17 protein-coding genes are annotated in these 23,720 nt (G+C 69.7%); 9 read left to right on the top strand and 8 right to left on the bottom strand.

All coding sequences use genetic code 11. The features are described from left to right. Positions 1-24 precede the first annotated feature (24 nt). The 5 genes from N5875_RS30990 to N5875_RS31010 all read right to left on the bottom strand — a co-directional run bounded on the left by N5875_RS30990 (position 25) and on the right by N5875_RS31010 (position 6,381). Complete coding sequence (locus N5875_RS30990; protein ID WP_338497473.1) at positions 25-1,197, bottom strand: PAC2 family protein; 1,173 nt, start codon at positions 1,195-1,197, stop codon at positions 25-27. A 220-nt stretch (positions 1,198-1,417) separates the two neighbouring features. Beyond that, the gene (locus N5875_RS30995) at positions 1,418-3,022 is read right to left on the bottom strand and encodes a glycerol-3-phosphate dehydrogenase/oxidase (protein ID WP_318206913.1); all 1,605 of its coding nucleotides are present in this window, start codon (positions 3,020-3,022) and stop codon (positions 1,418-1,420) included. Positions 3,023-3,028: 6 nt separating this feature from the next. Next, positions 3,029-4,555 (bottom strand): glycerol kinase GlpK, encoded by a 1,527-nt coding sequence (glpK, locus tag N5875_RS31000; protein ID WP_318206912.1) that lies wholly within the window; start codon positions 4,553-4,555, stop codon positions 3,029-3,031. A gap of 35 nt (positions 4,556-4,590) precedes the next feature. Then, positions 4,591-5,349 (bottom strand): MIP/aquaporin family protein, encoded by a 759-nt coding sequence (locus N5875_RS31005; RefSeq protein WP_318206911.1) that lies wholly within the window; start codon positions 5,347-5,349, stop codon positions 4,591-4,593. Between the two features lie 267 nt (positions 5,350-5,616). After that, positions 5,617-6,381 carry an IclR family transcriptional regulator gene (locus N5875_RS31010; protein WP_318206910.1) on the bottom strand — a complete coding sequence of 255 codons (765 nt, stop codon included), beginning with the start codon at positions 6,379-6,381 and terminating at the stop codon, positions 5,617-5,619. Between the two features lie 243 nt (positions 6,382-6,624). Here N5875_RS31010 and metH point away from each other — a divergent pair, with 243 nt between their 5' ends. The 4 genes from metH to N5875_RS31030 all read left to right on the top strand — a co-directional run bounded on the left by metH (position 6,625) and on the right by N5875_RS31030 (position 14,786). After that, positions 6,625-10,134 carry a methionine synthase gene (gene metH / locus N5875_RS31015; protein WP_338497476.1) on the top strand — a complete coding sequence of 1,170 codons (3,510 nt, stop codon included), beginning with the start codon at positions 6,625-6,627 and terminating at the stop codon, positions 10,132-10,134. Positions 10,135-10,293: 159 nt separating this feature from the next. Then, on the top strand, positions 10,294-10,992 hold the full coding sequence (locus N5875_RS31020; protein WP_318206908.1) for an HAD family phosphatase: 699 nt from the start codon (positions 10,294-10,296) through the stop codon (positions 10,990-10,992). A 546-nt stretch (positions 10,993-11,538) separates the two neighbouring features. Further along, on the top strand, positions 11,539-13,128 hold the full coding sequence (locus N5875_RS31025) for an ABC transporter substrate-binding protein (RefSeq protein ID WP_338497478.1): 1,590 nt from the start codon (positions 11,539-11,541) through the stop codon (positions 13,126-13,128). A gap of 77 nt (positions 13,129-13,205) precedes the next feature. After that, positions 13,206-14,786 (top strand): ABC transporter substrate-binding protein, encoded by a 1,581-nt coding sequence (locus N5875_RS31030; RefSeq protein ID WP_338497480.1) that lies wholly within the window; start codon positions 13,206-13,208, stop codon positions 14,784-14,786. A 133-nt stretch (positions 14,787-14,919) separates the two neighbouring features. Here N5875_RS31030 and N5875_RS31035 read toward each other — a convergent pair whose 3' ends face one another. Both N5875_RS31035 and N5875_RS31040 read right to left on the bottom strand, forming a co-directional pair. After that, positions 14,920-15,597 (bottom strand): response regulator transcription factor, encoded by a 678-nt coding sequence (locus N5875_RS31035; protein ID WP_318206905.1) that lies wholly within the window; start codon positions 15,595-15,597, stop codon positions 14,920-14,922. Between the two features lie 42 nt (positions 15,598-15,639). Beyond that, entirely contained in the window at positions 15,640-16,542 is a 903-nt protein-coding gene (locus tag N5875_RS31040) for a PD-(D/E)XK nuclease family protein (RefSeq protein ID WP_338497482.1), read from the bottom strand. A gap of 180 nt (positions 16,543-16,722) precedes the next feature. Between N5875_RS31040 and N5875_RS31045 the strand changes: the two genes are divergently transcribed. From N5875_RS31045 to N5875_RS31055, 3 genes are all read left to right on the top strand, one after another. Next, positions 16,723-17,856 carry a site-2 protease family protein gene (locus tag N5875_RS31045; RefSeq protein WP_318207366.1) on the top strand — a complete coding sequence of 378 codons (1,134 nt, stop codon included), beginning with the start codon at positions 16,723-16,725 and terminating at the stop codon, positions 17,854-17,856. Between the two features lie 18 nt (positions 17,857-17,874). Further along, the gene (locus N5875_RS31050) at positions 17,875-18,762 is read left to right on the top strand and encodes a tRNA (adenine-N1)-methyltransferase (protein WP_015032448.1); all 888 of its coding nucleotides are present in this window, start codon (positions 17,875-17,877) and stop codon (positions 18,760-18,762) included. Positions 18,763-18,958: 196 nt separating this feature from the next. Beyond that, entirely contained in the window at positions 18,959-19,537 is a 579-nt protein-coding gene (locus N5875_RS31055) for a hypothetical protein (RefSeq protein ID WP_338497491.1), read from the top strand. A gap of 4 nt (positions 19,538-19,541) precedes the next feature. Here the strand turns inward: N5875_RS31055 and N5875_RS31060 are convergent, their stop codons facing one another. Then, positions 19,542-19,853: a ferredoxin gene (locus N5875_RS31060; protein WP_030315991.1), complete on the bottom strand. Its 312-nt coding sequence runs from the start codon at positions 19,851-19,853 to the stop codon at positions 19,542-19,544. A gap of 275 nt (positions 19,854-20,128) precedes the next feature. Between N5875_RS31060 and arc the strand changes: the two genes are divergently transcribed. Both arc and dop read left to right on the top strand, forming a co-directional pair. After that, positions 20,129-21,895 carry a proteasome ATPase gene (arc, locus tag N5875_RS31065; RefSeq protein WP_338497494.1) on the top strand — a complete coding sequence of 589 codons (1,767 nt, stop codon included), beginning with the start codon at positions 20,129-20,131 and terminating at the stop codon, positions 21,893-21,895. 181 nt (positions 21,896-22,076) lie between these two features. Beyond that, positions 22,077-23,588 (top strand): depupylase/deamidase Dop, encoded by a 1,512-nt coding sequence (dop, locus tag N5875_RS31070; protein WP_338497495.1) that lies wholly within the window; start codon positions 22,077-22,079, stop codon positions 23,586-23,588. Positions 23,589-23,720: the final 132 nt, after the last annotated feature.

Here is a 23,720-nt window from a genome sequence, read left to right on the forward strand (position 1 = left end):
GTCCCGACTCCCCGGCGGGTACGGCTACTTGCCGGACTCGCCGTCCGACTCGCCGTCCGAGTCGCTGTCCGTGTCGCCGTCCACGTCGGTGTCCGTGCTCGTCTCCGTGCTCGTCTCCGGGCCCGTGTCCGCGTTCGTCTCCGGCCCCGTGTCCGGTGAGCCGTCGGCGGACCCCTCCGGCGCCTCGGGAGCGTCCGACTCCTCCGACTCCCCCTCGGCGGCCTCCGCACCCGGGACCGCCTCCGGTCCCGGCTGCTCCGGCTTCGGAGGACGCGTACGACCGCTGCCGGTCTCCCGCAGGAACGGCGTGTCGCCGCCCTCCATCGCCACCCCGGGGCCGCCGCCCGGACCCGTGCCCGGCTCGCGCCGCCGCAGATACCGCTCGAACTCGCGGGCGATCGCCTCGCCCGAGGCCTCCGGCAGCTCCGCCGTGTCCCGGGCCTCCTCCAGCGTCTGCACGTACTCGGCGACCTCGCTGTCCTCGGCGGCCAGCTGGTCCACGCCCACCTGCCAGGCCCGCGCGTCCTCGGGCAGCTCGCCCAGCGGGATGCGCAGCCCGATCAGGTCCTCAAGACGGTTGAGGAGCGCGAGCGTCGCCTTCGGGTTCGGCGGCTGCGACACATAGTGCGGCACCGCCGCCCACAGGCTCACCGCCGGCACGCCCGCGTGGGTGCACGCCTCCTGGAGGATGCCCACGATGCCCGTCGGGCCCTCGTACCGGGTCTCCTCCAGGTCCATCGTGCGCGCCAGGTCCGGGTCGGAGGTCACGCCGCTGACCGGGACCGGCCGGGTGTGCGGGGTGTCCCCGAGCAGCGCGCCCAGGATCACGACCATCTCCACGCCCAGCTCGTGGGCGAAGGCGAGGATCTCGTTGCAGAAGGAGCGCCAGCGCATCGACGGCTCGATCCCGCGCACGAGCACCAGGTCACGGGGTTTGTCGCCGCCGACCCGGACCACGGAGAGCCGGGTCGTGGGCCAGGTGATCTTCCGGACGCCGTTGTCCAGGAAGACCGTGGGCCGGTTGACCTGGAAGTCGTAGTAGTCCTCGGCGTCGAGCGCCGCGAACACCTCGCCCTTCCATTCCCGGTCCAGATGGGCGACCGCGGTGGAGGCGGCGTCGCCGGCGTCGTTCCAGCCTTCGAACGCGGCCACCATGACCGGGTCGATCAGCTCGGGTACCCCCTCGAGCTCGATCACCCAGCGCCTCCTTTTCGAAGTTCCTGTCGTACGGACCAACCTTACGGCTTTCTCCAGGTCCGTCCGCAGCCCCCGGACGTCCCCGAAAACCCGTGCGGCCTTGATCGACTACCCAGGAACCCGCCTCCGCACACGGCGGTGTGGACGGCGTGCGGCACGTCTCAGGGGCGGCCCTCGGAAGAGGAACCGCCCCTGCGCGTACGGGAGTCGTGTCCCGGTGCTACTTGTTCAGCATCTTCTCGACGTCCGCGCGGATCTCGTCCGTGGCGAGGCCGCGGATGGTCAGCGTCGTACGGCGGCGCAGTACGTCGTCCGCCGTCTCGGCCCACTCGTGGTCGCGGGCGTAGGCGACCTGCGCCCAGATCTCCGGCGCGTCGGGGTGTATCCGCTGCGCCAGCTCGGGGTTCTCGTTCGCCATGCGGGCGATGTCGAAGGAGAGCGAGCCGTAGTGCGTCGCCAGGTGCTTGGCGGTGTCGGCGGCCATCCGCGGGCCGGGCGCCGGACCGTCGACGAGCAGCCGGTGCGCGACGGCGTTCGGGTTGGCGATACCGGGCAGCGGCAGCCGCTTCGGCAGCGTCGACACCGACTCGTAGTCCTCGCCGAGCGGGTGGCCGGGGAGCTGCTCCAGCTTCTTCATCACCGTACGGCCGATGTGGCGGAAGGTCGTCCACTTGCCGCCGGCCACCGACAGCATGCCGCCGCGGCCCTCGGTGACGACCGTCTCGCGCTTGGCCTTCGAGGTGTCGCCGGGACCGCCCGGGAGCACCCGCAGACCGGCGAAGGCGTAGGTGATCAGATCGCGCGACAGCTGCTGGTCGCGGATGGAGAAGGCGGCCTCGTCCAGGATCTGGGCGGTGTCCTTCTCGGTGACCTCGACCTGGCCGGGGTCGCCCTCGTACTCCTCGTCGGTGGTGCCCAGCAGCAGCATGTCCTCCCAGGGGAGGGCGAAGGTGATGCGGTACTTGTCGATCGGGGTGGCCAGGGCGGCCTTCCACGGCGAGGTCCGCTTGAGGACCAGGTGGGCGCCCTTGGAGAGGCGGATGGAGGGGGCCGCGTTCGGGTCCTCCATCTTGCGCAGGTGGTCGACCCACGGGCCGGTCGCGTTCAGCACCAGGCGGGCGGTGACGCCGAACTCGTCGCCGCTGGTGCGGTCCTTGAGTTCGGCGCCGGTGACCCGGCCCTTGGTGAAGCGCAGCCCGGTGACCTCGGCGTGGTTGAGGACGGTGGCACCGGCGTCGACCGCCGCGCGGACCGTCATCAGCGCCATGCGGGCGTCGTTCATCTGGTCGTCGCCGTAGACGGCCACGGCCTTGAGGTTGTCGGTGCGCAGCTCCGGCACGTCCTGCGCGGCCTTGGCGGGGGAGAGCAGGTGCCCGACGCCGTCGCCGAAGGCCGACAGGGCGGAGTACGCGAAGACGCCGGCGCCGAGCTTGGCGGCGCCGTGCGGGCCGCCCTTGTAGACGGGCAGGTAGAAGGTGAGGGGGTTGGCGAGGTGCGGTGCCACCTGACGGGAGACCGCACGCCGCTCGAAGTGGTTCTCCGCGACGAGCTTCACCGCGCCGGTCTGCAGGTAGCGCAGACCGCCGTGGAGCAGCTTCGAGGAGGCGGAGGAGGTGGCGCCGGCGAAGTCGCCGGCGTCCACCAGGGCCACCCGCAGGCCCGACTGCGCGGCGTGCCAGGCGGTGGAGATGCCCAGGATGCCGCCGCCGATCACCAGGAGGTCGTACGTCGCCTTGGAAAGCTGTTCCCGGGTCTCGGCGCGGCTCGGGAGGGAGCCGGACGCCGGGTGCGTCCCAAGGGCAGGGACGCTCTGCAGGGTGGTCATGTCGATCTACTCCTCGTCCTCGATCCAGCCCATGGTCCGCTCGACGGCCTTGAGCCAGCTCTTGTACTCGCTGTCACGCCTGTCGGCGTCCATGCGAGGGGTCCATTCCGCCGCGCGGCGCCAGTTGGCGCGCAGGGCGTCGGTGTCCGGCCAGAAGCCGACGGCCAGGCCGGCGGCGTAGGCGGCACCGAGGCAGGTGGTCTCGGCGACCATCGGACGCACGACGGGCGCGTCCAGGAAGTCCGAGAGGGTCTGCATCAGCAGGTTGTTGGAGGTCATGCCGCCGTCGACCTTGAGCGCGGTCAGCTCGACGCCGGAGTCCTTCGTCATGGCGTCGGTGATCTCGCGGGTCTGCCAGGCGGTGGCCTCCAGGACGGCGCGGGCGATGTGCGCCTTGGTGACGTACCGGGTGAGGCCGGCGATCACACCGCGGGCGTCGGAGCGCCAGTACGGGGCGAAGAGGCCGGAGAAGGCCGGCACGAAGTAGGCGCCGCCGTTGTCCTCGACCGAGGACGCGAGGGTCTCGATCTCGGCGGCGGACTTGATGAGGCCCATCTGGTCGCGCATCCACTGCACCAGCGAACCGGTGACGGCGATCGAGCCCTCCAGGGCGTAGACCGGCTTCTGCTCGCCGATCTGGTAGCCGACCGTGGTCAGCAGGCCGCTGTAGGAGTTGATGATCTTGTCGCCGGTGTTCATCAGCATGAAGGTGCCGGTGCCGTACGTGGACTTGGCCTCGCCCTCGGCGAAACAGGTCTGGCCGAACAGGGCGGCCTGCTGGTCGCCGAGCGCCGAGGCGACCGGGACACCGGCGAGGACGCCGTCCTTGACGTGGCCGTAGACCTCGGCGGACGACCGGATCTCGGGGAGGACGTTGAGGGGGACCCCCATCGACTCCGCGATCTTCTCGTCCCAGGCGAGGGTGTGCAGGTTCATCAGCATGGTGCGCGAGGCGTTGGTGACGTCGGTGACGTGCACGCCGCCGTCGGTGCCACCCGTGAGGTTCCAGATGACCCACGAGTCCATGGTGCCGAAGAGGATGTCGCCGGCCTCGGCGCGCTCGCGCAGGCCCTCGACGTTGTCGAGCATCCAGCGGATCTTCGGGCCGGCGAAGTAGCTCGCCAGCGGCAGGCCGGTCTCGCGGCGGAAGCGGTCCTGGCCGACGTTGCGGCCGAGCTCCTTGCAGAGGGCGTCGGTGCGGGTGTCCTGCCAGACGAGGGCGTTGTGGACGGGCTCACCGGTGTTCTTGTCCCAGAGCAGCGTGGTCTCGCGCTGGTTGGTGATGCCGATGGCCTTGACGTCGGAGGCGGCGATGCCGCCCTTCGTCAGGGCGCCGGCGACGACCTCCTGGACGTTGGTCCAGATCTCGGCGGCGTCGTGCTCGACCCAGCCCGGCTTCGGGAAGATCTGCTCGTGCTCCTTCTGGTCGACCGAGACGATCCGGCCGTCCTTGTCGAAGACGATGCAGCGGGAGGAGGTGGTGCCCTGGTCGATGGCCGCGATGAACGGGCCGGAGGTGTGTGCGTCGGTCACGGTGTGCTCCATGGGAGGTCTGGAAGAAGGACGGCTCAGGCGAACGCGATGTTGTAGATACCCGCGGCGATGGCTCCACCGATCAGCGGTCCGACGACCGGGATCCAGGAGTAGCTCCAGTCGGAGCCGCCCTTGTGCTTCAGCGGGAGCAGGGCGTGCACGATGCGCGGGCCGAGGTCACGGGCCGGGTTGATCGCGTAGCCGGTCGGGCCGCCGAGCGAGAGGCCGATGGACACCACGACGAACGCGGTGATCAGGGCGCCTATGACGCCGAGGCCCTTGCCGCTGTCGTTGAGGCCCTGGGTGAGCACGGCCAGGACGAGTACGACGGTGCCGATGATCTCGGTGGCCAGGTTCTGCCAGGTGTTCCGGATCTCGGGGCCGGTGGAGAAGATGCCGAGCACCGGGCCGGGGCCCTCGATCGGCTTCTTGCCCGAGGCCTCGGGGTCGGCGAGGTGGGCCTGGAACTGGCCGTAGTAGGCCACCCAGACCAGCGCCGCGCCGATCATGGCGCCGAGCATCTGGCCGGCGACGTAGACGGGGACGTCGCCCCACTCCCCGTCCTTGATCGCGATTCCGACGGTGACGGCGGGGTTCAGATGGGCGCCGGAGAGGGAAGCCGTCATGTAGACGGCCGTCATGACGGCGAAGCCCCACCCGAAGGTGATCGCGAGCCAGCCCGCGTTGCGGGCCTTGGAGCCCTTGAGCGTGACGGCGGCGCACACACCGCCGCCGAGCAGAATCAGAACGGCGGTACCGATGGTCTCGCCGAGGAAGATGTCGGAGCTGGACACCCGCGACTCCTTTGTCCTTCGTCCAGGGGAACGGCGGACCCCGGGTCCCTCCGGAGGTCCGCACCCTCGTGTGAGGGCTGTTTCCGGCCCTTGGCACTGCCATACCTTAGCGTGTATTGCCGTTAGGTGTTCGACAATGCCGACCGGTGAACGGAAGTTTTGCCCCCGGGTTAACAGCACGTCAAGGCCTCCGGAAGTGAAAAACCCGCCGATAACGCGATCGTTACCGGCGGGTTCAGTCATGTCGCGGGCGCGTGGGCCCCAGGGTCAGAAGCGCCCGGCTCCCAGATCCCGGGAGACCGCTCGGGCGCAGTCCCGTACCGCCGCGACGAGTTCGGGGCGCAGTTCCCCGGCCGGACACAGCCGCTCCACGGCGCCCGTCACCGCCACCGCGCCCACCGGCATCCGCCGCCGGTCGTGGATCGGCGCCGCCACCGAGGCGACCCCCTCCCAGGTCTCCTCCACGTCCGCCGCCCAGCCGCGGGCCCGCGTCATGTCCAGCAGCGACTCGAAGTCCGCCAGGACCGTGGTCGTCCGGGGCGTGAGCGCCTCCCGCTCGACCTCCAGGACCTCGCTGTGCGCCACCGGGTCGTACGCCGAGAGGACCTTGCCGAGGGCCGTGGAGTGCAGCGGCTGCATGGCCCCCACCTCCAGGACCTGGCGGCTGTCGTCCGGCCGGAAGACGTGGTGCACGATCAGGACGCCCTGCTGGTGCAGCACCCCCAGGTGCACGCTCTCGCCGCTGGACCGCGCCAGGTCGTCCGTCCAGACAAGGGCCCGCGCGCGCAGCTCGTGCACGTCGAGGTAGCTGTTGCCGAGCCGCAGCAGCTCCGCGCCGAGCTGATAGCGGCCCGAGGCCGCCTCCTGCTCCACGAAGCCCTCCGACTGGAGCGTGCGCAGGATGCCGTGGGCGGTGCCCTTGGCGAGTCCCAGCGAGGACGCGATGTCGGACAGGCCCAGCCGGCGCTCGCCGCCCGCGAGCAGTCGCAGCATGGCCGCCGCCCGTTCAAGCGACTGGATGTTCTTCGCCATCGCGCGACCCTTCTCCCTCTCACGCCGTTCGACAATGCTGAACACTATCGGTCGATGCCGACCTTGCGTTACACATGACAGTGTCAGCCAAGAACGGGCAGAACCGGGAGCCCCCGCACACAGGATGCCGTCCGGCCCGCGAGACGCCGTGTCCACCCCGGCCGGAGCGCGGTTACGCTGGCCCCGTGCACCCTCCTCCGAAGGTGCAAAGCCGACAGCCGTCGCATCCCTGGGAGCTCATCCATGGCCTCGTTGCCGACCCCTTCCGCAGACAGCCGGAACCGCGCCGCAGCCCTCCGCGAAGCACTCGCCAGCCGAGTCGTCGTCGCCGACGGCGCCATGGGCACCATGCTCCAGGCACAGGACCCCACCCTCGAGGACTTCCAGAACCTCGAAGGCTGCAACGAGATCCTGAACGTCACCCGGCCGGACATCGTCCGCTCGGTGCACCGCGAGTACTTCGAGGCCGGCGTCGACTGCGTCGAGACCAACACCTTCGGATCCAACCATTCGGCGGCGGGCGAGTACGACATCGCCGACCGGATCTTCGAGCTGTCCGAGGCCGGCGCCCGGATCGCCCGCGAGGTCGCCGACGAGTTCGGCGCCCAGGACGGCCGCCAGCGCTGGGTGCTCGGCTCGATCGGCCCCGGCACCAAGCTGCCGTCGCTCGGCCACATCGGGTACGGCGTCCTGCGCGACGGCTACCAGCAGAACGCCGAGGGCCTGCTCGCCGGCGGCGCCGACGCCCTGATCGTCGAGACCACCCAGGACCTGCTGCAGACCAAGGCGAGCCTCATCGGCGCCCGCCGCGCCATGGAAGCCTTCGGGCTCGACGTACCCCTGATCTGTTCGCTCGCCTTCGAGACCACCGGCGTCATGCTGCTCGGCTCCGAGATCGGCGCGGCGCTGACCGCCCTGGAGCCCCTCGGCATCGACCTGATCGGCCTGAACTGCTCCACCGGCCCGGCCGAGATGAGCGAGCACCTGCGCTACCTCGCCCGCCACTCCCGTACGCCGCTCATGTGCATGCCCAACGCCGGCCTGCCCATCCTGACCAAGGACGGCGCCTACTTCCCGCTCACGGCGCCCGAGATGGCCGACGCGCAGGAGAACTTCGTCCGCGACTACGGCCTCTCGCTGGTCGGCGGCTGCTGCGGCTCGACCCCCGAGCACCTGCGCCAGGTCGTCGAGCGCGTCCGGGACCTCACCCCCGCCGTGCGCGAGCCGAATCCCGAGCCCGGCGCCGCCTCGCTCTACCAGACCGTGCCGTTCCGGCAGGACACCGCGTACATGGCGATCGGCGAGCGCACCAACGCCAACGGCTCGAAGAAGTTCCGCGAGGCCATGCTGGAGGCCCGCTGGGACGACTGCGTCGAGATGGCCCGCGACCAGATCCGCGAGGGCGCGCACATGCTCGACCTCTGCGTCGACTACGTGGGCCGCGACGGCGTCGCCGACATGCAGGAGCTCGCCGGCCGCTTCGCCACCGCCTCCACCCTGCCGATCGTCCTCGACTCCACCGAGGTGAACGTCCTGCAGGCCGGTCTGGAGAAGCTCGGCGGCCGGGCCGTCATCAACTCCGTCAACTACGAGGACGGCGACGGCCCCGAGTCCCGCTTCGCCAAGGTCACCCGGCTGGCCCAGGAGCACGGCGCCGCGCTCATCGCCCTCACCATCGACGAGGAGGGCCAGGCCCGTACGCCCGAGCACAAGGTCGCCATCGCCGAGCGGCTCATCGAGGACCTCACCGGCAACTGGGGCATCCACGAGTCCGACATCCTCATCGACACCCTGACCTTCACCATCTGCACCGGTCAGGAGGAGTCGCGCAAGGACGGCATCGCCACGATCGAGGCGATCCGCGAGCTGAAGCGCCGCCACCCGGACGTCCAGACGACCCTGGGTCTGTCCAACATCTCGTTCGGCCTGAACCCGGCCGCGCGGATCCTCCTCAACTCGGTCTTCCTCGACGAGTGCGTCAAGGCCGGCCTCGACTCGGCGATCGTCCACGCCTCGAAGATCCTGCCGATCGCCCGCTTCGACGACGAGCAGGTCACCACCGCGCTCGACCTGATCTACGACCGGCGCGCCGAGGGCTATGACCCGCTGCAGAAGCTGATGGCCCTCTTCGAGGGCGTCAACACCAAGTCGCTGAAGGCCGGCAAGACCGAGGAGCTCCTCGCGCTGCCGCTCGACGAGCGGCTCAAGCGCCGGATCGTCGACGGCGAGAAGAACGGCCTGGAGGCCGACCTCGACGAGGCCCTGACGATCCGCCCGGCCCTGGAGATCGTCAACGAGATCCTGCTCGACGGCATGAAGACGGTGGGCGAGCTGTTCGGCTCGGGCCAGATGCAGCTGCCGTTCGTCCTCCAGTCCGCCGAGGTCATGAAGACCGCGGTGGCGTACCTCGAACCCCACATGGAGAAGACGGACGCCGACGGCAAGGGCACGATCGTCCTCGCCACCGTCCGCGGCGACGTCCACGACATCGGCAAGAACCTCGTCGACATCATCCTCTCCAACAACGGCTACAACGTCGTCAACATCGGCATCAAGCAGCCGGTCTCCGCGATCCTGGAGGCGGCGGAGCAGCACCGGGCCGACGTCATCGGCATGTCCGGCCTCCTCGTGAAGTCCACCGTGATCATGAAGGAGAACCTGGAGGAGCTGAACCAGCGCGAGCTGGCCGCCACGTACCCCGTGATCCTCGGCGGCGCCGCCCTCACCAGGGCGTACGTCGAACAGGACCTGCACGAGATCTACCAGGGCGAGGTCCGCTACGCCCGCGACGCCTTCGAGGGCCTGCGCCTCATGGACGCCCTCGTCGCCGTCAAGCGCGGCGTCCCCGGCGCCACGCTCCCCGAACTCAAGCAGCGCCGCGTCGCCAAGCGGGACACCCCGGTCCAGGTGGAGGAGGCGGACGAGCCGGGCGGCCGTTCCGACGTCTCCGTCGACAACCCCGTCCCCACCCCGCCGTTCTGGGGCACCCGCGTCGTCAAGGGCATCCCGCTCAAGGACTACGCCTCCTGGCTCGACGAGGGCGCCCTCTTCAAGGGCCAGTGGGGCCTCAAGCAGGCCCGCGTCGGCGGCGCCACGTACGAGGAGCTCGTCGAGAGCGAGGGCCGGCCGCGGCTGCGCGGCCTCCTGGAGCGGCTGCACACCGAGAACCTCCTCGAAGCGGCCGTGGTCTACGGATACTTCCCGTGCGTCTCCAAGGGCGACGACCTGATCATCCTGGACGAGGGGGGCAACGAGCGGACCCGCTTCACCTTCCCGCGCCAGCGCCGCGGCCGCCGCCTCTGCCTCGCGGACTTCTTCCGCCCGGAGGAGTCCGGCGAGACCGACGTGGTCGGCCTGCAGGTCGTCACCGTCGGCTCGAAGATCGGCGAGGCCACCGCCAAGCTGTTCGAGTCCGACTCGTACCGCGAGTACCTGGAGCTGCACGGCCTCTCGGTCCAGCTGGCCGAGGCCATGGCCGAGTACTGGCACGCCCGCGTCCGCGCCGAGCTCGGCTTCGGCGGCGAGGACCCGGACGCGGTCGAGGACATGTTCGACCTCAAGTACCGCGGCGCGCGCTTCTCGCTCGGCTACGGTGCCTGCCCCGACCTGGAGGACCGCGCGAAGATCGCGGAGCTGCTGCGTCCGGAGCGGATCGGCGTACACCTCTCCGAGGAGTTCCAGCTCCACCCCGAGCAGTCCACCGACGCCATCGTGATCCATCACCCCGAGGCGAAGTACTTCAACGCTCGGTGACCGAGCGGTCCCCCCGGACGCCGTCCGGGGGGACCCCCACGGCAAATCCACGCCGTTTCGGTGATCCGGACGTACACTTGTCGGTCCAGTGCAGGCCGGTCATCCTCCCCGTACCGGGGAGGGGGCCGGCCTTCTCGTCCCTCCATGGAGGTGTGCCGGATGACCAGTACGGTCCCCGCGTCCCTGATCCGTACGAACGGAAGCTCCGCCCTGCAGGCGGTCTTCCTCGACATGGACGGGACCCTCGTCGACACGGAGGGCTTCTGGTGGGACGCGGAGGTCGAGGTCTTCGCCGACCTCGGACACCGGCTGGACGAGGCCTGGCGCGACGTCGTCGTCGGAGGCCCGATGACGCGCAGCGCGGGCTACCTCATCGAGTCCACCGGCGCCGACATCACCCTGCCCGAGCTGACCGTCCTGCTCAACGAGAAGTTCGAGCAGCGCATCGCGCGCGGCGTGCCCCTCATGCCCGGCGCCGAGCGGCTCCTGGCCGAACTGGCCCGGCACTCCATCCCGACCGCGCTGGTCTCCGCCTCGCACCGGCGGATCATCGACAAGGTGCTCCACTCGCTCGGCCGCGACCGCTTCAGCCTCACCGTCGCCGGCGACGAGGTCGTACGGACCAAGCCGCACCCCGAGCCGTATCTGGCGGCCGCCCGCGGCGTCGGGGCCGACCCCGCGCTGTGCGCCGTCGTGGAGGACACGGCGACCGGCGTGGCGGCCGCCGAGGCGGCCGGCTGCCGGGTCGTCGCGGTGCCCTCGGTCGCGCCGATCGCGGCCTCCCCGGGCCGGGTCGTCGTCCGCTCCCTCGAAGAGGTCGACGTGCCCTTCCTCCGCACGTTGATCACCGGAATCTGAGCTTTATCTGAGCTTTCCCGGGCGGAATGCGATTTCGCCCGGGGGTTACCCCGGGGATCACTTCCGGGATCCCCTCCGGGCGGCAGCTCGCGGACACCTCGGGTGCACCCAGGGACCGCCCCGGGAAAACGATCAGGCCATTCACCGAAAAGGCCCCTCCGTGACCTTGGTCACGCAGAGTGCCGGACGGTGGGTGGCCTTCGTGCGTTCCATGCCCGATTGGTGGGTGTTTCGGCGTCCCCATGTGTCCCGATTCGATGGCCACCGTCCGCATCATCCGTCGCATGACTATCGAGGCCCCCGCATTCATGATCACTGTGCGATTACTCCCGGCGCCGCCCGTGGTCAGGCAATAGCGACGCCGCCCACTAATCTTTCGCGAGTACTTCGCCGCATAACCCGCGTGCACCGGCACACACCCAAGTCGCCGTGAACACAGGACCGATCGCAACACCCGGCCCGATCGCTCCCGCCCAGACCGGGCGGCCGGCGGCGGAGTTCCACTGACCGCTGTATCCCAGTGCCGGATGAGGAGATCTGTCCCTGATGAACCGCAAGACCCTGGTGCTGCCGGCCGTGGCCGGACTGCTCGCCCCCCTGCTCGTCGCCTGCGGCGGCGCGGACGAAGGCGGAGCGATCGTCGTCGGCACCACGGACCAGTTCATCGCCACCGCGGACGCCCCCGCGCCGCTCGACCCCGCCTTCGCCTACGACACCGGCGCGTGGAACATCCTGCGGCAGACCGTGCAGACCCTGATGCACGTGCCCCGGGACAGCGGCGAGCCCGTCCCCGAAGCCGCCCAGAACTGCGGATTCTCCGACAAGGCCAGCGAGAGCTACCGCTGCAAGCTCCGGGCCGGCCTCACCTTCGCCGACGGCACCCCGATCACCGCCGAGGACGTCAAGTTCTCCATCGAGCGCGTGCTGAAGATCAAGTCGGACAACGGCACCGCCGCCCTCCTCTCGAACATCGACACCATCGAGACCAAGGGCACCGACGAGGTCGTCTTCCACCTGAAGACGCCCGACGCCACCTTCCCGTACAAGCTCTCCACCCCGGTCGCGGGCATCCTCAGCAAGGACAAGTACGAGGCCGGAAAGCTCCGCGACGGCTTCGACGTCGACGGCTCGGGCCCGTACACCATGAAGGTCGAGCTCGACGGCGACAGGGCCACCCGCTTCGTCTTCACCAAGAACCCGTCCTACAAGGGCGACATCACCCTGCGCAACGACAAGGTCGAGCTGCGCCCCTACGCCGACGCGAGCACCATGGGCCGGGCCCTGGAGAGCGACGACATCGACATGATGGCCCGCTCCCTGTCCCGGCAGCAGATCAAGGACCTCACCGAGACGCCCAAGGACGGCATCGAGGTCATCGAGGTCCCCGGCCTCGAGATCCGCTACCTCGGCTTCAACACCAAGGCCCCCGCCGTCCAGGAGAAGGCCGTCCGCCAGGCCATGGCCGCCGTCGTCGACCGCGGCGCCCTCGTCAACCGGGTCTACGGCACCACCGCCGAGCCGCTGTACTCGCTGATCCCCTCCAGCATCACCGGCCACGCCACCCCCTTCTTCGACACGTACGGCGAGCCCGACCAGGCCCGCGCCGCCAAGCTCCTCGAGGACGCCGGCGTCAAGACCCCCGTCAAGCTCACCCTGAACTACACCACCGACCACTACGGCGCCGAGACCGCCGAGGAGTTCGAGGCGCTCAAGAAGCAGCTCGTCTCCAGCGAGCTCTTCGACGTCACCGTCCAGGGCGCCGAGTGGTCGACGTTCCGCACCGCCCAGAAGCGCGGCGACTACGCCGTCTACGGACTCGGCTGGTTCCCGGACTACCCGGACCCGGACAACTACATCGCGCCGTTCCTCGACAGCGACAACTTCCTCAACACCCCGTACGTGAACAAGGTCGTCCGCGACCAGCTCATCCCGCGCTCGCGCCGCCAGGCCGACCGCACCGCCGCGAGCCCCGTCTTCAACCAGATCCAGAAGATCGTCGCCGAGGACGTACCCGTCCTGCCCCTGTGGCAGGGCAAGCAGTACGTCGCCGCGCGCGACGACCTCAACGGAGTCGAGTACGCCCTCAACACGTCCTCCGACCTCCTGCTCTGGGAACTGGGCCGCGGTACCGCATAACCCCGTCGACTGGATCGGTTACACCGGCCGCGCACCCGCGCGCGGCCGGCCTGACAAGAGATCACGAGGCACGTTCTGTGAAGACGCACAACAAGTGGCTGACGGCCCCCCTCGCCGCCGGTCTGGCCGCCGCCCTCCTCAGCGGCTGCGGCACCGAGCAGAGCGGCTCGGGCGACTCCGGCAACGGCATACGCGTCGGCATGTCCGACGAGATCGTCGCCACCGACCCGGCGGCCGGCTACGACCCCGGCTCCTGGCTGCTGTTCAACAACGTCTTCCAGTCCCTCCTGGCCTTCCCCAAGGGCGGCTCCGAGCCGGAGCCCGAGGCCGCCGACAAGTGCGGCTTCTCCTCCGGCAGCACGGTGTACAGCTGCACCCTGCGCGACGGCCTCACCTTCTCCAACGGCAACAAGCTCACCTCGAAGGACGTCAAGTTCTCCTTCGAGCGCGCCCTCAAGATCGCCGACCCCTCGGGTCCCGCGCCCCTGCTCGCCACCATCAAGAGCATCGAGACCCCGGACGAGAAGACCGTCGTCTTCCGCCTCAAGGTCCCCGACGCCACCTTCCCCAGCAAGATCGCCTCCGGCGCCGGCTCCATCGTCGACCACCGTGAGTACCCCGCCGACGCCCTGCGCACCGACGGCAAGGCCTCCGGCTCCGGCCCCTACAAGCTGGACTCCTTCAGCGCCACCGAGGCCACCTTCTCCGCCAACCCCGGCTACAAGGGCACCGCACGGCCCCAGAACGACGCCGTCACCCTCAAGCTCTACGGCGGCGACCGCTCCGCCCTCTCCAAGGCATTCACCGACGGAGACATAGACGTCGCCTACCGAGGCCTCTCCGCCGAGGACATCGCGACCCTCGAGACCTCCGAGACCACGGACGACAAGGGCATCGAGGTCGTCCAGGGCAGCAGCGCCGAGGTCCAGCACCTCGTCTTCAACATGAAGGACCCGGTCGCCGGCAAGCTCGGCGTCCGCCAGGCCATCGCCCACCTCGTCGACCGCGAGGCCCTCGTCGAAGGCGTCTACAAGTCGACGGCCACGCCGCTGTACTCGATCGTCCCGGCCGGCATCGCCGGACACAACACCGCCTTCTACGACACCTACGGTTCCCCCGACAAGGCGAAGGCGAAGAAGGCGCTTCGCGCCGCCGGCATCACCGACAAGGTGAAGCTCACCCTCTGGTCCACGCCCAGCCGCTACGGCCCGTCCACCGACCAGGAGCTCAAGGCGATCGCCGAGCAGCTCAACGCCAGCGGCCTCTTCGACGCCGACGTCCAGTCGGTCGCCTACGACCAGTACGAGAAGGACATCGCGGCCGGCAAGTACGGCGTCTACGTCAAGGGCTGGGTCCCCGACTACCCCGACGCCGACAACTTCACCACCCCGTTCTTCGGCGAGGGCAACGTCCTCGGCAACCGCTACGAGAACGCCACCATCACCGGCAGCCTCCTCCCCAAGACGGCCGCCGCCCCGGACCGCGCCGCCACCGCCGACGAGTACGGCAAGCTCCAGGACCTCGTCGCCGAGCAGCTGCCGCTCCTGCCGCTCTGGCAGGGCAAGCAGTACGCCGTCGCCCGCCAGGGCGTCACGGGCCTCGAATGGACCCTCGACGCCTCGACGGTCTTCCGCTTCTGGGAGATCCGCAAGGGCTGACCCGACCCGGACACACGGGAGGGGCCCGGCGCGCACCACGCGCACCGGGCCCCTCCCGTCGTATCTGCTCCGGTCGTACCCGCTCCCGCCGTACCCGGTGCCGAGGTATCCGCTCCCGTCGTACCCGCGGGGGCTACTGCCCGTTGGCGCCCGGCCGCACCAGACCGCTCTCGTACGCGTACACCGCGGCCTGCACCCGGTCCCGCAGGCCCAGCTTCGTCAGTACGTGACCCACGTGCGTCTTCACCGTGGTCTCGCTGACGAACAGATCCGCCGCGATCTCCGCGTTCGACAGGCCCCGTGCCACCAGCTTCAGCACCTCGACCTCACGGTCCGTCAAGGTGTTCAGCGTGTCCGGCATCTGCTCCTCGCCCGTCGGCAGATGCGCCGAGTACTTGTCGAGCAGCCGGCGCGTGATCGACGGCGCCAGCATCGCCTCACCGGCCGCCACCACCCGGATCGCCTGCACCAGCTCGATCGCCGGGGCGTCCTTCAGGAGGAAACCGCTCGCCCCCGCCCGCAGCGCCTCCACCACGTACTCGTCGAGGTCGAAGGTCGTCAGCACCAGCACCTTCGCCGGACCGTCCCGGCCCGGACCCGTGATCTGCCGGGTCGCCTCCACCCCGTCCATCCGCGGCATCCGGATGTCCATCAGCACCACGTCCGGCTGCAGCGCCCGCACCTGATCCTGCGCCTGGAGACCGTCCCCGGCCTCACCCACCACCGCGATGTCCTGCTCCGCCTCCAGAATCATCCGGAAGCCGGTGCGCAGCAGCGGCTGATCGTCGACCAAGAGGACGCGGATCGTCACAAGGGCTCCTTCACGGGGCTGAGCTCACGAGGTACACCGGCACTACGGCGCCGGCGGGGCCAGGTCCATTCTGCCCTGCCCCGAATCGCCCGACTCCGGCGGGCGCACGGAAACGATCTTCAGCGGATAGACCGGGGGAGTCCCCCCGAACTCCGGACAGACCGCCTGATGATCACACCAGCCGCACAGCTTCGTCGGCCGCGGCCGCCAGTCACCCGTCTCCGTCGCCAGCCGGATCGCGTCCCACAGCGCCAGCAGCCTCCGCTCGACCCGCAGCAGATCCGCCTCCACCGGGTCGTACGTCAGCACCTCCCCGCTGCCCAGATAGACCAGCTGCAGCCGCCGCGGGATCACCTGCCGCAGCCGCCACACCACCAGCGCGTAGAACGTCATCTGGAACAGCGCACCGTCCCGGTACTCGGGCCGCGGCGCCTTGCCCGTCTTGTAGTCCACGATCCGCACGTCGCCCGAGGGCGCCACATCGATCCGGTCGATCACCCCGCGCAGCCGCAGCCCCGAATCCAGCTCCGTCTCCACGAACAGCTCCCGCTCGGCAGGCTCCAGACGCGTCGGATCCTCCAGCGTGAACCACCGCTCGACCAGCCGCTCCGCCTCACCCAGCCAGCCCGCGAGCCGCTCGCCCTCCGGATCCTCCGCGAACAGTTCGCCCAGCTCCGGCTTCGACTCCAGGAGCCGGTCCCACTGCCCCGGAACCATCGCCCGCGCCCGCGGAGCCGTCCGCTCCACCGCCGGATCGTCGAAGAGCCGCTCCAGCACCGCGTGCACGAGCGTCCCCCGCGTCGCCGCCTCGCTCGGCTTCTCCGGCAGCCGGTCGATCACCCGGAACCGGTACAGCAGCGGACACTGCATGAAATCGCTCGCCCGCGACGGCGACAACGACATGGGCGCCCGGGGCTCCGCCGGCACCTGCTCGCTCGTACTCATGACGAAGACCCTACGACCCGCCACCGACAGCGAGCGGAATACCATCGACCTGGGACCGCGTCGCACTGCATGATCGAACCGTGACACACCGACGTGGGTCACCCTCCGCGACGAAAGGAACCCGTGAACCAGGACGAGCCCAAGCCGCAGCGGACCGAGGAGCCCGGCGGCGGGATCCTCATGGGCCGCCCCTTCGGCGTGCCCGTCTACGTCGCCCCCAGCTGGTTCCTCGTCGCCGCCCTCATCACCTGGGTCTTCGGCGACCAGATCGAGCGCGTCCTGCCCGAACTCGGCGCCGCCCGCTACCTCGTCTCCCTCTTCTTCGCCGTCGCCTTCTACGCCTCCGTACTCGTCCACGAACTGGCGCACACCATCGCCGCGCTCCGCTTCAAACTCCCGGTGCGCCGCATCCAGCTCCAGTTCTTCGGCGGCGTCTCCGAGATCGAGAAGGAGACCGAGACCCCCGGCCGCGAATTCGTCCTCGCCTTCGTCGGCCCCCTCCTCTCCCTCGTCCTCGCCGGCGTGTTCTATCTCTCGATGTACGCCGTCGAGCCCGGCACCGTCCCCGGCGTCCTCCTCGCCGGCCTGATGATCTCCAACCTGATCGTCGCGATCTTCAACCTGCTCCCCGGGCTCCCCCTCGACGGCGGCCGCATGCTCCGCGCCATCGTCTGGAAGATCACCGGCAAGCCCATGAGCGGCACCATCGCCGCCGCCTGGGTCGGCCGCGCCCTCGCCGTCCTCGTCCTCGTCGGACTGCCCCTGCTCACCCGCACCGGCCTCCTCGGCAACTCCACCGACGAGATCAGCGGCCTCGACACCGTCACCGACGCCCTGCTCGCCGCGATCCTCGCCGCCATCATCTGGACCGGCGCCGGCAACAGCCTCCGCATGGCCCGGCTCCGCGAACACCTCCCCGAGCTCCGCGCCCGCAGCCTCACCCGCCGCGCCATCCCCGTCGAACCCGCCACCCCCCTCTCCGAAGCCCTCCGCCGCGCCAACGAGGCGGGCGCCCGCGCCCTCGTCGCCGTCGACGGGAACGGCGAACCCACCGGCATCGTCCGCGAGACCGCCATCGCCGCCGTCCCCGAACACCGCCGCCCCTGGGTCGCCGTCAGCACCCTCGTCCAGGACCTCACCGACGGCATGCGCGTCCCCGCCGAACTCACCGGCCAGCCCCTCCTCGACCACCTCCGCGCCAGCCCGGCCACCGAGTACCTCGTCGTCGAGGAGACCGGCGAGATCTACGGAGTCCTCTCCACCACCGACGTCGAGCGCGCCTTCGTCCAGGCCATGGCACGACCCTCCTCGTAGTCCTTGTACTCTGGTCACATGTCCGAACCGACCGGTGCCGCCCGCCGACGCGGGCCCTTCAAGGTCGGGGACCAGGTTCAGCTGACCGACCCCAAGGGCCGTCACTACACGTTCACGCTCGAAGAGGGAAAGAACTTCCACACCCACAAGGGTTCTTTCCCGCACGACGAACTGATCGGCGCCCCCGAGGGCAGCGTTGTCCGCACCACCGGAAACGTCGCCTACCTCGCGCTGCGCCCCCTGCTCCCCGACTACGTCCTGTCCATGCCCCGCGGCGCCGCCGTGGTCTACCCCAAGGACGCGGGGCAGATCCTGGCCTTCGCCGACATCTTCCCCGGCGCCCGCGTCGTGGAAGCGGGAGTGGGCTCGGGCTCGCTGAGCAGCTTCCTCCTGCGCGCCATCGGAGACAGCGGCATGCTGCACTCCTACGAGCGCCGCGAGGACTTCGCCGAGATCGCGAAGGGCAACGTCGAACGCTACTTCGGCGGCCCCCACCCCGCGTGGCAGCTGACCGTCGGCGACCTCCAGGACAACCTGTCCGACACCGACGTCGACCGCGTCATCCTGGACATGCTCGCCCCCTGGGAGTGCCTGGAGGCCGTCTCCAAGGCGCTCGTCCCCGGCGGCATCCTCTGCTGCTACGTGGCGACCACCACCCAGCTCGCCCGCACCGTGGAATCCATCCGCGAGTTCGGCTGCTACGCCGAGCCGCAGCCCTGGGAGTCCATGATCCGCAACTGGCACGTCGAGGGCCTCGCCGTCCGCCCCGATCACCGCATGATCGGCCACACCGGCTTCCTCGTCACCGCCCGCCGCCTCGCGGACGGCGTCGAGCCCCCGATGCGCCGCCGCCGCCCCGCCAAGGGCGCCTACGGCGAGGACTACGAAGGCCCCAACAAGGGCTGACGTCCCGACACCCACGGTGCGCCGCCGTCGAGTTCCCCGCCACGCGAGGGAACTCGACGGCGGCGCACCCATGTTCGGCGGGCGCCCCGGCGGCCCACCGGCCTCCCCCGAGGCCGACCCCGACTGTTCCGTCCCCCTGTGACGTGTGGCACGATGCCGGAAACCCGCCGCACCACCCCCACAGGAGACGTCTCGCGTGCAGCCCTCCGCCGCCCCGGACCTCGCGGACCTCGCACACACCCACGCCCGGCCGGCCCACTGGCTCGCCACCGCCACCGCGACCGCCGCGGTCGTCGCCCTCGCGGGCCTGCTCCAGCCCGGCCCCGCCGGAGCCACCGCGACCCCGGCCGCGGCACCGCTCCCCGCCCCGGCTCCCGAGGCCGCGGGCGCCGCCTACCCCCTGGACTGCGGGGGAGCGCCGCACAAGGTCGCCCAGCGGGCCTCCGGAGACCTCGACGGAGACGGGAACCCCGAGACCGTTGCGGTCGTGCACTGCGAAGCGGGCTCCGGCACGCCGCCGAGCGGCGTCTACGTCCTCACCCGGGGCAAGCAGGCCGACGCACCCGCGCGCGTGGTGGCCACCCTCGTCGCACCCGAGCTCCTCAAGAGCGTCACCGACTTCTCCGTACGCGACGGAGCGGTGCACGCCACCCTGCTCGGCTACTCGTCCCCCGACGTCCCCAGCTGCTGCCCCGACGAGAAGGAGCAGGTCAGCTGGCGCTGGAAGGGCGGCGCCTTCGTACGCACCGGCCAGGCCGAAGCGCGCGGCGCCTGACCCGTCACTCCGCGTCGGGGCCGTACACCTCGACCTTGTCCGTGACCCGGCGCACATGGATGCAGTCGCCCGGGCACTCCTTCGCGGAGTCCACCACGTCCTGGAGCAGCGTCAGCGGGACCGGCGTCGTGGCACCGGTGTCCTGGAGCAGCTCGTCGTCGGCGCTCTTCACATAAGCGAGCCCGTCGATGTCCAGCTCGAAGACCTCGGGAGCGTACTGCGCGCAGATCCCGTCCCCGGTGCACAGGTCCTGGTCGATCCAGACCTCCAGCGCCTCTGCGGCGCCCGTGGACGGAGCCTCGTGCTGCACGGTCATATCTCCTGCCGTTTCTGCTTCTCGTGTCGCTGCTCGCGGGGAGGCGTGTCGCTTCTCGCGGGTAAGTCGGGCCACCTCTGACGGGTGTTGACCCATGACGACGATACAACCGCCCGCTTTCAAGCCGCGAAGGGTGGGTATTCCCCTGTCGACAGGGGAAGCGCAAGGGTGAAGATCGGACACACCTCGGAGTCTTTTTGATCTAGGGGTTTCAATCACCACCCACGCAGGTAGGGTCAGGAAGCGTCCAGCTCCCCTTGGAGGAGGTGAGGACCGTGGCAGCCCACGACGACGACATCAACCGCGGCATCCGGCCGGGGCGGGGGTCTGAAGACCCCGCCGGTCAGGTTGCCTATCTCGAGCAGGAAATCGCCGTCCTGCGCCGCAAGCTCGCCGACTCTCCGCGACACACGAGGATTCTCGAAGAGCGGATCGTCGAGCTGCAGACCAGCCTGGCCGGCGTGTCCGCGCAGAACGAACGACTGGCGAACACGCTCCGTGAGGCCCGCGACCAGATCGTGGCCCTCAAGGAGGAAGTCGACCGGCTCGCGCAGCCGCCGGCCGGCTTCGGTGTCTTCCTGCAGGCCAACGAGGACGGTACGTGCGACATCTTCACCGGGGGCCGCAAGCTCCGGGTGAACGTCAGCCCGAGCATCGAGCTCGAAGAGCTCAAGCGCGGCCAGGAAGTCATGCTCAACGAAGCGCTCAACGTGGTCGAGGCCATGGAGTTCGAGCGCGCCGGGGACATCGTCACCCTCAAGGAGATCCTCGAGGACGGCGAGCGCGCCCTGGTGGTCGGGCACACCGACGAGGAGCGGGTGGTGAGGCTCGCCGAGCCTCTGCTGGACGTCACCATCCGCGCCGGCGACGCCCTGCTGCTCGACTCCAGGTCCGGCTACGTGTACGAGGTGGTCCCCAAGAGCGAGGTCGAAGAGCTCGTTCTGGAAGAGGTCCCGGACGTCGACTACACCAAGATCGGCGGCCTGGGCAACCAGATCGAGCTGATCCGGGACGCGGTCGAGCTCCCCTACCTCTACCCGGACCTCTTCAAGGAGCACGAACTGCGGCCGCCCAAGGGCATCCTGCTCTACGGCCCGCCCGGCTGCGGCAAGACGCTGATCGCGAAGGCCGTGGCCAACTCCCTGGCCAAGAAGGTCGCCGAGGTGACCGGACAGCCCGCGGGGAAGTCCTACTTCCTCAACATCAAGGGCCCCGAACTCCTCAACAAGTACGTCGGTGAGACCGAGCGGCACATCCGCCTCGTCTTCCAGCGTGCCCGGGAGAAGGCGAGCGAGGGCACCCCCGTCATCGTCTTCTTCGACGAGATGGAATCCCTCTTCCGCACCCGCGGCTCCGGTGTCAGCTCGGACGTGGAGAACACCATCGTCCCCCAGCTGCTCGCCGAGATCGACGGTGTGGAGGGCCTGGAGAACGTCATCGTCATCGGCGCCTCCAACCGCGAGGACATGATCGACCCCGCGATCCTGCGACCCGGCCGGCTCGACGTCAAGATCAAGATCGAGCGCCCGGACGCCGAGGCCGCGAAGGACATCTTCGCGAAGTACCTCACCGCCACCCTGCCGCTCCACTCGGACGACATCTCCGAGCACAGTGGCTCCAAGGCCGCCGCCGCCCACGGAATGATCCAGTCCGTGGTCGAGCAGATGTACGCCGAATCCGAGGAGAACCGCTTCCTCGAAGTCACGTACGCCAACGGCGACAAGGAAGTCCTCTACTTCAAGGACTTCAACTCCGGCGCGATGATCCAGAACATCGTCGACCGGGCCAAGAAGATGGCCATCAAGGCCTTCCTCGACCACAACCAGAAGGGCATCCGGGTCTCCCACCTCCTCCAGGCGTGCGTGGACGAGTTCAAGGAGAACGAGGACCTGCCCAACACCACCAACCCCGACGACTGGGCCCGAATCTCCGGGAAGAAGGGCGAGCGGATCGTGTTCATCCGCACCCTCGTCACCGGAAAGCAGGGCGCGGACACCGGGCGCTCCATCGACACGGTGGCCAATACCGGTCAGTACCTGTAAAACGCCCACCGGCTGCGGATGTCCGGAAACCGGGCATCCGCAGCCGACGCATTCCATCCAGCATTTCCCCCGGCATCACAGGGAAATACGCAACTGATCTCCCCACCAGCGCGGAGCCGCTCTAGGCTCATCGGTACCGCCGAGTCGCGCACAGTGAGCGCCGCCGGGCAAGGAGGGCCGCATGACCGTACGGCGAGTAATGGGCATCGAGACGGAGTACGGGATCTCCGTCCCGGGACACCCGAACGCCAATGCCATGCTCACCTCGTCCCAGATCGTCAACGCCTACGCGGCGGCGATGCACCGGGCGCGCCGCGCCCGCTGGGACTTCGAGGAGGAGAACCCGCTGCGGGACGCCCGCGGCTTCGACCTCGCCCGCGAGGCCGCCGACTCCAGCCAGCTCACCGACGAGGACATCGGCCTGGCCAACGTGATCCTCACCAACGGGGCACGCCTCTACGTGGACCACGCCCACCCCGAGTACAGCTCGCCCGAGGTCACCAACCCGCTCGACGCCGTCCTCTGGGACAAGGCCGGCGAGCGGATCATGGCGGAGGCCGCCGAGCGCGCCGCCCAGCTCCCCGGGGCCCAGCCGATCCACCTCTACAAGAACAACACCGACAACAAGGGCGCCTCCTACGGCACGCACGAGAACTACCTGATGAAGCGGGAGACCCCCTTCTCGGACATCGTGCGCCACCTCACCCCCTTCTTCGTCTCCCGCCAGGTCGTGACCGGCGCGGGACGGGTCGGCATCGGCCAGGACGGCCGGAAGAACGGCTTCCAGATCAGCCAGCGCGCCGACTACTTCGAGGTCGAGGTCGGTCTGGAGACCACCCTCAAGCGGCCCATCATCAACACCCGGGACGAGCCGCACGCCGACGCCGAGAGGTACCGCCGCCTGCACGTGATCATCGGCGACGCGAACCTCTCGGAGATCTCCACCTACCTCAAACTGGGCACCACCGCCCTGGTCCTCTCCATGATCGAGGACGGGTTCATCACCGTCGACCTCGCCGTCGACCAGCCGGTGCGCACCCTCCACCAGGTCTCGCACGACCCGACCCTCCAGTACCTGGTCACGCTCCGCAGCGGCCGGACACTCACCGCGGTGCAGCTTCAGATGGAGTACTTCGAGCTGGCCAGGAAGTACGTGGAGGAGCGGTACGGGGCGGACGCCGACGAGCAGACCAAGGACGTCCTGATCCGCTGGGAGGACACGCTCAACCGGCTCGAGAACGACCCCATGAGCCTGGCCGGCGAGCTCGACTGGATCGCCAAGCGGGAGCTCATGGAGGGCTACCGGCGCCGGGACAAACTGGACTGGGACGCGGCCCGGCTGCACCTGGTGGACCTCCAGTACGCGGACGTACGCCCCGAGAAGGGCCTCTACAACCGTCTGGCGGCCCGCGGGCGCATGAAGCGGCTTCTGGACGAGACCGAGGTGGAGCGGGCCGAGACGGCGCCTCCGGAGGACACCAGGGCCTATTTCCGGGGCCGGTGCCTGGAGCAGTACGCCGACGACGTCGCGGCGGCCTCCTGGGACTCGGTGATCTTCGACCTGCCCGGCCGGGACTCGCTCCAGCGCGTGCCCACCCTGGAGCCGCTGCGGGGCACCAAAGCCCACGTGAAGTCGCTCCTGGACCGCTGCAGGACCGCCGAGGAACTGGTGCGGGTCCTGTCCGGCGGCTGATCGGAGCCCCGACAGGGGCCTGAAATACCCCGGCACTGGGAATCATGGAAGCAGTGCCCGGGCGTTGTCGAAACTGCGGGGCCGAAGTCGGACCCGCCCTATAGGGTCTGATCTTGTACGGACTCAACCGAG

The organism is Streptomyces sp. SJL17-4, assembly GCF_036826855.1.
In the GTDB taxonomy this organism is placed as follows: Bacteria; Actinomycetota; Actinomycetes; order Streptomycetales; family Streptomycetaceae; genus Streptomyces.

What these genes read in the sequence shown, in the direction of transcription:
- N5875_RS30995 (WP_318206913.1), bottom strand. Translation starts at nt 3,022, where the DNA reads ATGACCACCCTGCAGAGCGTCCCTGCCCTTGGGACGCACCCGGCGTCC.
- N5875_RS31010 (WP_318206910.1), bottom strand. Translation starts at nt 6,381, where the DNA reads ATGGCGAAGAACATCCAGTCGCTTGAACGGGCGGCGGCCATGCTGCGA.
- metH (WP_338497476.1), top strand. Translation starts at nt 6,625, where the DNA reads ATGGCCTCGTTGCCGACCCCTTCCGCAGACAGCCGGAACCGCGCCGCA.
- N5875_RS31020 (WP_318206908.1), top strand. Translation starts at nt 10,294, where the DNA reads ATGACCAGTACGGTCCCCGCGTCCCTGATCCGTACGAACGGAAGCTCC.
- N5875_RS31025 (WP_338497478.1), top strand. Translation starts at nt 11,539, where the DNA reads ATGAACCGCAAGACCCTGGTGCTGCCGGCCGTGGCCGGACTGCTCGCC.
- N5875_RS31040 (WP_338497482.1), bottom strand. Translation starts at nt 16,542, where the DNA reads ATGAGTACGAGCGAGCAGGTGCCGGCGGAGCCCCGGGCGCCCATGTCG.
- N5875_RS31045 (WP_318207366.1), top strand. Translation starts at nt 16,723, where the DNA reads ATGGGCCGCCCCTTCGGCGTGCCCGTCTACGTCGCCCCCAGCTGGTTC.
- N5875_RS31050 (WP_015032448.1), top strand. Translation starts at nt 17,875, where the DNA reads ATGTCCGAACCGACCGGTGCCGCCCGCCGACGCGGGCCCTTCAAGGTC.
- N5875_RS31060 (WP_030315991.1), bottom strand. Translation starts at nt 19,853, where the DNA reads ATGACCGTGCAGCACGAGGCTCCGTCCACGGGCGCCGCAGAGGCGCTG.
- dop (WP_338497495.1), top strand. Translation starts at nt 22,077, where the DNA reads ATGACCGTACGGCGAGTAATGGGCATCGAGACGGAGTACGGGATCTCC.